Here is a 12,148-nt window from a genome sequence, read left to right as displayed (position 1 = left end):
CATGCCGCTAACATCGAAATGTTTCGAAAGGTGTTTCATGGCAAAAGGTCGTCCAACGCTCGCCGACATTGCCGCCTTGGCGGATGTCTCGATCGCAACCGCTTCGAAGGTCGTCAACGGCCGCAGCGATGTTGCACCCACCACTCGGACCCGAGTCCTGCAGGTGCTCGAGGACACCGGATACGCGAGTCCAGTCGCTCGAACCGGACGAAACGGCTATCGCGGCCGCGCCGCCGTCTTCGAGCCGGGTCATCGGCCCCAGATTGTGGTGATGGTCCCGGGCATCGAGACCATGTACTCCGCTACGGTGGTCCACGGCATTATCGCGGGGGGCTTGGCCCTTGGTGTAGACGTTGTCGCCCGGATGGGCGCGGGCGCCCATGAGCGTATCCCGATGGACGCTGAAGTGGAGCTCCCATCAGACTGCGTCGGGGTCATTGCCATCACTCATGCCGCTGAGGGCCTCCGGTTTCCGGAGGCGTCTGCCCGGCTTCCCGTCGTCGCCATTGATCCGTGGGAGGACGCTCCTGCGCACTGGATGACCATCGGGGCGACGAACTGGATGGGGTCGAAATCGGCGACCGACCACCTGCTGGGGCTCGGGCATCGGGCGATCGGCTGGATCGGCGGCCCCGCAGGCAATGAGGCATCGGCCGAACGGCTGCATGGTTACAGGGCTGCGCTCCAATCGGCGGGAATCGAGGTCGTCGCGTCGAGAGAGCGTAATAGCGACTTCGAGTTTGAATTTGGGCGGGTCGCGGCCGTCGAACTCCTCGGGCTGCGCGATCGGCCGACGGCGTTCGTCGCAGCCAACGACGAGATCGCCATCGGAGCGATCGACGGGGCGTTGTCCATGGGCCTCAGCGTCCCCGGCGATGTGTCCGTCACGGGGTTCGACGACACCCCTCAGGCATCTTGGTCCACTCCCAAGCTCACGTCCGTGCGGCAGCCGCTAGCCGACATGGGACGAATGGCGGTGTCGATGATCCTTGATACCGTACGCGGGAGCGTCCCAGAGTCCCGCCACGTGCAGCTCGGCACGAGCCTTATGGTCCGTGAGTCGACCGCGCCGCCCCGCTCCTCTTGACAAACAAAGGGCGTGCTTGCACGCCCGCTTCGATCGAATGAGCGCGAGAGCGAATGTAGATTTCATCGATCTCAGTCGATTGATCTTCAATGACGGTCAAGTGATACTTGGTGCATGCGCGAGACGGACTGGATGCTCACTCCGCTCAAAACTCTGCTCCTGAAGTGCGGCTCGGCCGCTGCTCCCGTGCCGAAAGCGAGCTCCGTTAGCCGTCGGCGCTGTGGCTAGGTTGCCGAGGTGACGGCGATCCGAGTGGGCCTGGTGGCCGACCCGGCCTCGCCCACGGAGATTGCGCGTCGGATGATCAACCTGGGCCCGCCAGAGGGGGAGGGCCCCGACGTTTGGGACATCGAGGTCGTGAGCGAGCCGTTCACCCTGGGGTCCGAGGACGTCGACACCGCGTTGGCACGGCTGCGGGGCCAGGCACGCCAGCACGAATGGGACCTTGTCATCGGGGTAACCGAACTTCCGCTCCGGGACGACGACGGCCGATACCTGCTGGCCGCGAGCGACCCGCAACGACGAACGGCTGTGCTGTCGTTACCTGCGCTCGGCGGGCTCCGTGTGCACACACGCGCCCGTCACGCGGTGCGCGGGCTCGTCAGCGGCATGGCAGAGTCGATAGCGCAGGACGAGCAACGCGTAGCTCTCCCCGGCCTCAGCGCCCGCGGGCGGGTGCTCGTGGGCATGGTGCTCGCCAACCGTCCATGGCTCCTCATGTCCGGCCTCAAGTCCGCACTCGTTGCTGCCCTGGCAACCGGAGCTGTCGCAACGATCAGCTCTGACGTTTGGAAACTGGCCGGCTCCCTGTCGGGGTGGCGCCTCGGGATCGCGACGGTCGTTTCCATCGGGATCGTCATCGCGTGGATCGTAATCGACGGCGAGCTCTGGGACCGCCCTGACGGCAACTCCGCCGCGGCCAGGGAAAGGTCCCGTCTCTACAACACATCGACCCTGGTGACCCTGACGGTCGGCGTCCTCATCTGCTATCTGGCGCTTTACGTCGTAAATTTGGCCTGGGCTCTGTTCGTGCTCGACCCGGCCGTGATGGCCGATTCCCTCGGCAGACCGGTCGGCTACGGCGATCTCTTCGTGCTTGCCTGGTTCGTCGCGTCGGCGGCGACTCTCGGCGGCGCCCTCGGCACCGGCCTGGAGTCGGACGAAGCGATCCGTGCAGCGGCGTATTCCAAGCGGGAGGAGGAGCGCCGCAATCGACTCGCGAGCGAAGAAACCTAGCGGCCGCGACGGCGACCCTGTTCCCGTTGCGTTCGATCTCGCGCTCGATTGACCGGGACCGTGCGTCGCGCGTACTGTCGATGGAATGGGAAAGGAACGGGACTCCCCGTGAACGACCTGAGGATGGGAATCCCTGGGGTGGGCGAGATCCATCCGGGGATGCACGTCTGCGTGATCTATGCGGGACCAGAGGAACGAGACCGGCTGCTGGTGCCGTTCATGCAGGAGGGGCTGCGCCACGGGGACAAGTGTGTCTGCCTTATCGACGACGTCGAGCCAGCCAGCATGCGGCAACGGGCGTACGAACCGGCGAGTCCCGGCGACGCGCGCCGGTCCGGACAGCTCGACGTGTACTCGGCTCCAGACGCCTACCTCCAGACCAGCGGATTCTCGGTCAAGCAGATGATCTCGTTCCTCGTCGCCAAACCGGCATCGTCCGCCGATGCCGAGGTACCTCTGCTACGCGCCGCCGGGCAGATGTCCTCGGTGCCCTTTGAGCCCGGCGCGAGGGAAATGTTCGACTACGAGACGGCCGTCAGCCACATAATCGCCGGGCTGCCCGCCGTCTTCCTCTGCATGTACGACGTGCAGCGTTTCGGGGTGGGCGTGCTCATCGACGTACTGAGGCTCCACCCTATGGTGCTGCTCGACGGGATACTGCTCCCCAACCTGCATTTCCTTGCACCGCCCGATTATCCGAAGACCGCGCCAGATGCCGTCCCGCGTTACCCGTTGGCCAGGCTTCCCACAAGCCCCATGGACGGGGATGACCAGTGGTTGCTCCTCACCGGCGCCGAGGTCAGGGTTGCCGAGCTGGTGGCCAGGGGCATGACGAACCGCGCGACGGCCGAGGAGTTGATCGTGTCACCCCACACAGTCGACGCGCATCTCAAGCACATCTACGAGAAGCTCGGTATTCACTCGCGGGTTGAGCTCACCGTACTCGCGTTTCGCCACGGCTCGCCGGCCGCCTGACGCCCGGCGCCGAGGCGCAGACCGCACGAGTTATACCCGTTTACGGGATGCGCGGGGTGGTGCACAGCGAAAGCATTGCCAATGAAGGCATCGAGCGAACGGAGTGCGTCATGGCTAGGTCTGTAGGTATCGACTTGGGAACAACCAATTCGGTGATCGCCGCGATGGAGGGCGGCCAGCCCCAGGTCATCGCCAACGCCGAAGGAAACCGGACCACTCCCTCCGTCGTCGCGTTCCTTGAGGGCGGTGAACGACTCGTAGGTCAGATGGCCAGGCGACAGGCGATCCTGAACCCCAAGGGCACGATCTACTCGGCCAAACGCTTCGTCGGTCGCAAGTACGACGAGGTGGAGAGCGAAATCCACGCCGTCTCATACGACGTCGTCGCCGGACCGGACGGCGCAGTCCGTTTCTCGGTCCACGGCAAGCTCTATGCGCCTGAGGAAATCTCGGCGCAGATCCTGCGAAAACTGGCAGACGACGCAGGCAAGGCGCTCGGCGAGCGGGTCACCGAAGCCGTCATCACCGTGCCCGCCCACTTCAACGACGCCCAGCGCCAGGCCACCAAGGATGCCGGCAAGATCGCGGGGCTCGAGGTGCTCCGCATCATCAACGAACCCACCGCTGCGGCCCTGGCGTACGGCATGGAAAAGCTCGAGAACGAGACGATTCTCGTCTTCGACCTCGGCGGGGGAACGTTCGATGTCAGCCTCCTGACCGTCGGCGAGGGCGTTGTCGAGGTCCGGTCCACAGCGGGCGACACTCACCTCGGTGGGGACGACTTCGACCGGCGCATCGTGGACTACCTCGCGGACGAGTTCAAGAAGGAGGTCGGCGTCGACCTGCGGCAAGACCCGCAAGCCCTGCAGCGCCTATTCGAGGCGGCCGAGAAAGCCAAGGTCGAGTTGTCGGCCGTCACCCAGACAGCCGTGAACCTTCCCTTCGTGACCGCGGATGCTTCTGGCCCAAAGCACCTCAACGTCAACCTCATGCGCTCAACGTTCGACCAGCTCACCGCGGATCTCGTTGAACGCTGCATGGGTCCGGTCAAACAGGCCCTGGGAGATGCAAAGGTCACCGCGGATGACATCGACGAGGTCATCCTGGTCGGCGGATCCACTCGCATTCCCGCAGTGCAGAGCCTCGTTCGTCGGATGACCGGTGGCAAGGATCCCAACATGACCGTCAACCCTGACGAGGTCGTCGCCCTCGGCGCGGCCGTTCAGGCGGCGATCATCAAGGGTGACGTGAAGGACGTCCTGCTCCTCGATGTCACACCGCTCTCGCTGGGGTTGGAGACGCAGGGCGGGGTGATGACCAAGGTCATCGAACGCAACACCACAATCCCGGCGCGTCGGAGCGAGGTCTTCAGCACCGCCGACGACAACCAGCAGGCGGTGGACGTGGTGGTCCTCCAAGGGGAGCGGGAGCGCGCCAGCGATAACCGGGTCCTCGCGCGCTTCCGGCTGGAGAACATCCGCCCAGCGCCTCGAGGTGAGCCCCAGATCGAGGTCACGTTCGACATCGACGCCAACGGCATCCTGCACGTCTCCGCGAAGGATAAGGACACCGGTGCCGAGCAACAGGTCACCATCAGCGAGACGTCGACCCTGACCAAGGAAGAGATCGATCGCATGGTGTCGGACGCTGACGCGCACCGCAGCGAGGACGCCCAGCTCCGCGAGCTGGTCGACGCCCGTAACGAACTCGACGCCGTGGCCTACCAGGTCCAGCGCGTACTCGCAGAGGCCGGGGATGCAGTCCAGGAGCATGACCGCGCCCGGGCGGAGATGCTGGTCAACGACGCGCGCGCGGCTCTCGACGAGCAAGCCCCGATCGACCGTCTGCGGTCGCTCACGGGCGAGTTGCACCAGATGGCCCAGGCCCTGAGTACGTCCGCCCCGAGCCAGGCCGACGCCGGGCCCGGCGGTCAGCCGGCTGGCTCCAGCCAGGCTGGACCGGGCGACGATTCAGACGACGTGATCGACGCCGAGTTCACGACCCACTGAGCGTCAAAATGCCTGAACAAGAGAATCCGCCACCTGCGCCGGACGACAGCCGCGCGGCAGAGAGCGACGCAGAGAGCGCGAAGCAGATCGCCGAACTCGAAGACTCCTGGCGCCGTACCGCCGCGGAGCTGGACAACTTTCGCAAACGATGCGCGAAGGACCTGCTCCGTGCTCGCGAGCAGGAGCGGGCCTCGGTGGCCGCCCGCTGGTTGCCGGTCCTCGACAACCTCGAGCGTGCGCTGGAGCACGCATCCTCGAACCCCGACCAGATCGTCGAGGGGGTGCGTGCCGTGCACCAGCAGGCACTGTCCATTCTCGCCGACCTGGGTTACCCGAGGCGCGAGGATGACACGGGCGCAGCCTTCGACCCTGCCCGTCACGAGGCGGTCAGCACGATCGCCGGCGAAGACCTCGTTCCAGGCACGGTGGCGCACGTTGTCAGGGCAGGCTACGGGCCCGACAATGAGATCCTCCGCCCGGCGTCCGTAATAGTAGCGACCAGGAGCGAGTAATGGCCCGGGACTCTTACGAGGTCCTCGGTGTCTCCCGCGACGCCGACCAGTCGGAGATCCAGCGGGCTTACCGCAAACTTGCCCGCAAGCTCCACCCAGACGTCAACAAGGATCCCGGTGCCGAAGACAGGTTCAAGGAGCTCTCCGAGGCGTACGACGTGCTATCCGACCCCGACCAGCGCAAACGGTATGACGCGTTCGGCGAGAATTTCCGGCGCGTCGATGCGAACGTGGACCCGGACGCCTACCGCCGTGCGCGCGCTTATGCGGGTGCCGATGCCACCGGCGGTCGGTCCGGCGGCTGGGGCGGGGCTGGTCCCTACGGCGACTTCCGGTACTCCGGCTCCGGAGACGATGTGGATCTGGAGGATCTGCTCGGCGGCATCTTCGGTGCCCGCGGTCGCGGCCGGGGTGGATGGGGACCGGTCTCAGGCTCCGATCAGGAGACGGAGGTGGAGCTGTCCGTCGAGGAGGCATACACCGGGACCCAGCGAACCTTGTCGCTTCGTGACGCCGCCGGCCCGCGCACCATAGACGTTGTCATTCCCGCTGGTGTTGTGGACGGCCAGCGGATCCGGCTGCGCGGCCAAGGGGGTCAGGGATCCGGCGGTGGCGAGGCCGGTGACCTGTACCTCATCGTCCGCATCGCACCGCATCCTCGCTACCGGCTGGAGGGCCGTGACCTGCACGTGATGCTGCCGCTCGCCGCCTGGGAAGCGGCGCTCGGTACGTCGCTCCCCATCGAGACTCCTGGCGGCCCCGCCACCGTCAAGGTACCTGTCGGCACCTCGAGCCACCGGCGGCTGCGGCTGAAGGGGCGCGGGCTGCCGAACAAAGCGGGCAAGCCGGGAGACCTGTACGCCGAAGCCCAGATCAAGGTGTCCAAGTCGCTCTCCGCGGAGGAACGCAAACTGTTCGAGAAGCTCGGCAAGGTGTCCACCTTCGACCCGAGGAGCTCACAATGACCGACCCGACCGCCGGGACGAACTGGCCTCTGGCCCGCCCCTATCGCCTGAGTCTTGACAGCTACGCCCGGATCACCGGTGTGCACCCCGAGCTGGTTCGTCGGCTGGTCACTCTCGGGCTGCTCGAGATCACCCGGGACGCCGAGGGCAACCTCTGGTTCGCCCCGTCCCAGGTTCGGGAGATGGCCACGATCCAGCGGCTGCACCTGCGGCTGAACCTCTCTTACGCGTCGCTCGGCCTGGTAATGGACCTGCTCGACCGGATTGCCGACCTCGAGAGATCACAACGGCGCTCGCGCTCAGATAGGGGATTCCCATGGACCTGAACAGACTCACGCAGAAGTCGCAGGAAGCACTACACGACGCCCAGACCAAGGCGCTCCGGTTCGGCCACCAGGAGGTGGACGGCGAGCACCTGCTGCTGGCGCTGCTGGAGCAGACCGAAGGGTTGGTACGCCCGCTGCTGGCTCGGGCGGGGGCGGACGTGGACCGACTGCGTGAAGACCTGGAGGCCGAACTGGAGAAGCGCCCCCGGGTCACCGGCACCGGTGCCGAACCCGGGAAAGTGTACGTCACCCAGAGGTTGAACCGCGTCCTCGATGCCGCCGAGGAGGAGGCCCGCAGGCTCAAGGACGATTACGTTTCGGTCGAGCACCTGCTGATCGCGCTGCTCGACGAGGGATCCGGCTCGGCAGCCGGTCGGATTCTTTCGCAACACGGCGTGACTCGCGACTCATTCCTGAACACGCTGACCACCGTGCGGGGGTCCCAGCGTGTCACATCCGCCACCCCCGAGGGGACCTACGAGGCCCTCGCCAAGTATGGTCGCGATCTTGTCGCAGACGCGGCAGCCGGACGGCTGGAACCGGTGATCGGCCGGGACTCGGAGATCCGTCGCACCGTCCAGATCCTGTCCCGTAAGAGCAAGAACAACCCGGTGCTGATCGGAGAGCCTGGTGTCGGGAAAACCGCGATCGTGGAGGGTCTCGCACAGCGGATCCACAACGGTGACGTGCCGGAGGGGCTGCGGGACAAGACGGTTTTCGCCCTGGACATGGGATCCCTCGTCGCCGGGGCGAAGTACCGAGGCGAGTTCGAGGAGCGGCTCAAGGCCGTCCTCAACGAGGTTCTGGCCGCCGAGGGGAAGATCCTGCTGTTCGTCGACGAACTGCACACCGTGGTCGGCGCCGGCGCATCCGAAGGTGCGATGGACGCGGGCCAGATGCTGAAGCCTATGCTGGCGCGCGGCGAGTTGCACATGATCGGTGCCACGACGCTCGACGAGTACCGTACCCACATCGAGAAGGACGCGGCGCTCGAGCGTCGCTTCCAGCCGGTCGTAGTCGATGAGCCGAGTGTCGAGGATGCCCTGTCGATCCTCCGGGGACTGCGTGAGAGATTCGAAGTGTTCCACGGCGTCAAGATTCACGACGGCGCTCTGGTCGCCGCGGTCACGATGAGCTACCGCTACATCTCCGATCGGTTCCTGCCAGACAAAGCCATCGACCTGGTGGACGAGGCGTGCGCAATGCTGCGCACGGAGATCGATTCGATGCCCGCGGAACTCGACGAGCTCACCCGCCGTGTGACACGCCTGGAGATCGAGGACGCTGCGGTGGCACAGGAGACGGATCCGGCCAGCCAGCGTCGCCTCGAGGAGCTGCGCAAGGAACTGGCCGACCTCAAGGCCGAGGCCGACGCGATGCGCGCCCAGTGGGAATCGGAGCGTCAGGCGCTCCGCGAGGTCCAGGCGCTGCGGCAGGAAATCGAACACGTGCGCCTGGAAAGCGAACGGGCTGAGCGCGAATACGACCTGAACCGGGCGGCGAGCCTGCGCCACGGCAAGCTGCCCGAACTCGAGCGACGACTCACGGCTGCCGAGGAGAGACTCGAGGCCAAGCAGGGCGGAAGGCGCCTCCTTCGTGAGGTGGTGACAGCCGACGAGATCGCCTCGATCGTGGCCCGGTGGACTGGTATCCCGGTGAGCCGCCTCCAGGAGGGCGAGCGGGAAAAGATCCTTCGTCTTGACGAGGTGCTTCACGAGCGCGTGATCGGCCAGGACGAGGCGGTGCAGTTGGTGACCGACGCGGTCGTGCGGGCGCGCTCCGGCATCAAGAACCCGACCCGCCCGATCGGCTCCTTTGTCTTCCTGGGCCCGACTGGCGTGGGCAAGACCGAGCTCGCCAAGGCGCTCGCCGAAGCCCTGTTCGACAGCGAAGAGAACATCATCCGCATCGACATGAGCGAATATCAGGAGCGGCACACAGTGAGCCGGCTCGTGGGGGCCCCACCCGGATACGTCGGATTCGAGGAAGGCGGCCAGCTGACCGAGGCGGTTCGGCGCAAGCACTACTCCGTGATCCTGCTCGACGAAATCGAGAAGGCTCACGTCGACGTGTTCAATATCCTGCTCCAGGTTCTCGACGACGGGCGCCTCACCGACTCCCACGGTCGCACGGTCGACTTCCGCAACACCGTCATTATCATGACCTCCAACATCGGGTCGGAGTACCTGCTCGAGGGCGTCACGCCGGACGGCGAGGTGAAGTCAGAAGCCCGTACCCTGGTGATGAGTTCCCTGCGATCCCACTTCCGGCCGGAGTTCCTCAACCGGATCGACGAGATCGTGCTCTTCAAGCCGCTGACGTTCGCCGAGATCGAGCGCATCGTCGATCTCCAACTCGACGAGCTGCGGGAGCGGTTGGCCGAGCAACGGATTACGCTCGAGGCCACTGAGCAGGCCCGGCGTTACCTGGCGGAGCAGGGCTTCGACCCGGCGTACGGCGCTCGCCCGCTGCGGCGCTACATCTCCCGTGAGGTGGAGACGCGTGTGGCCCGCGCGCTCCTGCGCGGAGACCTGCCCGAGGACTCCACCATCGTGATAGACCTCGCCGACGGGGAACTCACCGTCCTCCCCGGACGAGCCGAGTACCGGAAGCAGGCAGTGGCGTGAGTACGACAGCGAGTAGTCCGACAAAGGTCGTGGTGTGCCCGAATTGCAGCACGAAGAACCGAGTTCCGGCCGCCGCTGACGGGGCACCACGCTGTGGAAACTGCCAAAAGCCACTTCCGTGGGTGGTCGACACGTCCGACGCGGATTTCCCCACCGTGGCAGATAAGGCAACCATCCCAGTGCTTGTCGACGTGTGGGCGCCGTGGTGCGGTCCCTGCCGAATGGTCAGCCCGGCGCTTGAGCAAATGGCGACGGAACTCGCGGGCAAGCTGAAGCTCGTCAAGGTCAACGCGGATGAGGCACCAGAGGTGAGCCGACGCTTCGAGGTTCAGGCGATCCCGACACTGGTCCTCATGCACCACGGCCAGGTGGTCGACAAACAGATCGGCGCAGCGCCCGCGGGCGCTCTGCGGTCGTGGCTCACAAAGCACCTGCCCGCGGAGGAGACAACGCCCACGCGAGAGAGCCCATCAAGCGGGGACGACCAGTGACTACGGCCTTTGGTCGGGTGGTCCCAGACGCGCACCTCGCATTGGTGCGGCCGGTGGGTCCGCCCAGGGCTCCCGGTTGTGAGGAATGCCTGCGCTTGGGCACGCCCTGGGTGCACCTGCGGCAGTGCCTCACCTGCGGTCAGATCTGCTGCTGCGACTCCTCACCGATGCGTCACGCTCGCGCTCACGCCGCCACGACGGGCCACGTCATCGTGCGTTCGATCGAGCCGGGGGAGAGCTGGAGGTGGTGCTATGTCGACGAGCAGTTCGTCTGAATTCGACCTTCAGGACCTGCCCGAAACCCCCGATACCACCGGAGCCTATCCCCGGCTCACCGACGACCAGATCATGCTGCTTTCTCATCACGGTGAGCGGAAGCGACTGACCAAAGGCTCCGCATTGTTCCGCGAGGGGGACCGCAACTGCGGACTGTTCGTCGTGCTGGACGGCCGGGTCCGGGTTGTTGACGAGGACGCCCCCGGGGGAGAAGCGCGGGTGATCGCCGTCCACGGGCGGGGCCGCTTCGTGGGCGACTTGTCGATGTTGACCGGCCAGCCCGTTTACGTCACCGCAGTCGCCCAGACCGACGTCGACGTCCTGGAAATTTCCTACGCCCGGCTGAAGGAGGCGGTCGCCCAGAGTCAGGCGCTGGGGGACCTGATCCTGCGGGCCTTCATCATCCGACGCAACATCCACGCCGATCTCGGCGTCGGCCTCCGGATCATCGGTTCCCGTTATTCAGCCGATACCCGCCGGCTGAGGGACTTCGCGAGCCGTAATCGCATCCCGTACCGCTGGGAAGACCTGGAGCAGGATCCCGAGGCTGAGACTACCCTGCGGGCCTTCGGCATCCCACCCGACCAGACCCCGGTCGTGATCTGGAAGGGGCGCACCGTTCTGCGCAACCCCGGCAACACGGAGCTTGCCGAGGTACTCGGCCTGCGGGAAGACGCGCCGCACCGCGACGCACACGACATTCTGGTGGTCGGGGCGGGGCCTGCTGGCCTCGCCGCTGCGGTGACTGCGGCCTCCGAAGGGCTCTCCACGATCGTGCTCGACGGGATCGCCACGGGAGGGCAGGCCGGGACCTCGTCCCAGATAGAGAACTACCTCGGCTTTCCGGCGGGAATCTCGGGTGCCGAGCTCGCCGACCGAGCGGTGGTCCAGGCTCGCAAATTCGGCGCCACCTTCACGATCCCCGGCGAGGCCCAATCGCTCGGGCAGATCGACGACCATTTTGTCGTGGGTCTGACCGACGGTGACCAAGTGGAAGCGCATACGGTCATGCTCGCGACCGGCGTGAGCTATCGCCGCCTCGACATCCCTGGCATGGACAGGCTCGAGGGGTCCAGCGTCTACTACGCCGCCACGGAGTTCGAGGCACGGCTCTGCCGCGGCGACCCGGTCGTCGTCGTTGGCGGCGGGAACTCCGCCGGGCAGGCGGCCCTGTTTCTCGCCCGTAACGCCACTGAGGTCAACCTTGTGATCCGACACGACGACTTGAATCGCGACATGTCCCGTTACCTCGCGGATCGGGTCGTGTCGGCTCCTCGAGTGCACCTCTGGCGGAACTGCGAGGTCTGCGAATTGCGAGGTAGCCTTCGCCTCGAGGAGGTCGTCGTACGGGACCTCAAGACCGACCAGCGTCGACCCCTCCCTGCGACGGCTTTCTTCGTATTGATTGGGTCAGAGCCGCACACCCAATGGCTCAAGGGCACGATCGCACTCGACGACCGAGGGTTCGTGCTGGCCGGCGCCGGCTCCGGAGGCACCGTGATGTTTGAGACCTCGAGTGCGGGTGTCTTCGCGGCCGGGGACGTGCGCAGCGGTTCGGTGAAACGTGTGGCGTCCGCCGTGGGTGAGGGCGCGGTTGCCGTGCGCCTCGTGTACGACTATCTCGTCAGCGCTGGCCGAAGGTGA

At 66.0% G+C, this 12,148-nt stretch carries 11 protein-coding genes; all 11 read left to right on the top strand.

Annotation, left to right across the window (positions count from 1 at the left end; all coding sequences use genetic code 11):
- The first annotated feature begins 37 nt into the window (after window positions 1-37).
- The 11 genes from BM197_RS06815 (at window position 38) to BM197_RS06765 (ending at window position 12,148) form a co-directional block, all read left to right on the top strand.
- Entirely contained in the window at window positions 38-1,087 is a 1,050-nt protein-coding gene (locus BM197_RS06815) for a LacI family DNA-binding transcriptional regulator (protein ID WP_177216750.1), read from the top strand.
- 237 nt (window positions 1,088-1,324) lie between these two features.
- Window positions 1,325-2,323, top strand: a complete 999-nt coding sequence (locus BM197_RS06810) for a hypothetical protein (protein ID WP_245762430.1) — start codon at window positions 1,325-1,327, stop codon at window positions 2,321-2,323.
- A gap of 108 nt (window positions 2,324-2,431) precedes the next feature.
- Window positions 2,432-3,298, top strand: coding sequence for an MEDS domain-containing protein (locus BM197_RS16585; protein ID WP_245762429.1), 867 nt, complete (start codon window positions 2,432-2,434; stop codon window positions 3,296-3,298).
- Between the two features lie 110 nt (window positions 3,299-3,408).
- A complete protein-coding gene (gene dnaK / locus BM197_RS06800) occupies window positions 3,409-5,307 on the top strand; it encodes a molecular chaperone DnaK (RefSeq protein ID WP_090710236.1) in 1,899 nt (632 codons plus the stop codon).
- Window positions 5,308-5,315: 8 nt separating this feature from the next.
- On the top strand, window positions 5,316-5,819 hold the full coding sequence (locus BM197_RS06795; protein WP_090709989.1) for a nucleotide exchange factor GrpE: 504 nt from the start codon (window positions 5,316-5,318) through the stop codon (window positions 5,817-5,819).
- Entirely contained in the window at window positions 5,819-6,784 is a 966-nt protein-coding gene (locus BM197_RS06790) for a DnaJ C-terminal domain-containing protein (protein ID WP_090709986.1), read from the top strand. Before BM197_RS06795 ends, BM197_RS06790 begins: the two co-directional genes overlap by 1 nt.
- Window positions 6,781-7,110, top strand: a complete 330-nt coding sequence (locus BM197_RS06785; RefSeq protein WP_090709985.1) for a chaperone modulator CbpM — start codon at window positions 6,781-6,783, stop codon at window positions 7,108-7,110. The genes BM197_RS06790 and BM197_RS06785 overlap by 4 nt, the downstream gene beginning before the upstream one ends.
- A complete protein-coding gene (clpB, locus tag BM197_RS06780; protein WP_090709983.1) occupies window positions 7,101-9,737 on the top strand; it encodes an ATP-dependent chaperone ClpB in 2,637 nt (878 codons plus the stop codon). The genes BM197_RS06785 and clpB overlap by 10 nt, the downstream gene beginning before the upstream one ends.
- 155 nt (window positions 9,738-9,892) lie before the next feature.
- Complete coding sequence (gene trxA, locus BM197_RS06775) at window positions 9,893-10,228, top strand: thioredoxin (protein ID WP_425435694.1); 336 nt, start codon at window positions 9,893-9,895, stop codon at window positions 10,226-10,228.
- On the top strand, window positions 10,153-10,503 hold the full coding sequence (locus BM197_RS16785; RefSeq protein WP_342714562.1) for a UBP-type zinc finger domain-containing protein: 351 nt from the start codon (window positions 10,153-10,155) through the stop codon (window positions 10,501-10,503). The genes trxA and BM197_RS16785 overlap by 76 nt, the downstream gene beginning before the upstream one ends.
- A complete protein-coding gene (locus BM197_RS06765; RefSeq protein WP_090709980.1) occupies window positions 10,481-12,148 on the top strand; it encodes a cyclic nucleotide-binding domain-containing thioredoxin-disulfide reductase in 1,668 nt (555 codons plus the stop codon). Before BM197_RS16785 ends, BM197_RS06765 begins: the two co-directional genes overlap by 23 nt.

This window comes from Mycetocola miduiensis (genome assembly GCF_900115155.1).
GTDB lineage: Bacteria > Actinomycetota > Actinomycetes > Actinomycetales > Microbacteriaceae > Mycetocola_A > Mycetocola_A miduiensis.
Note: the sequence above shows the minus strand (reverse complement) of the source record. Positions and strands in the feature narration are given on the sequence as shown.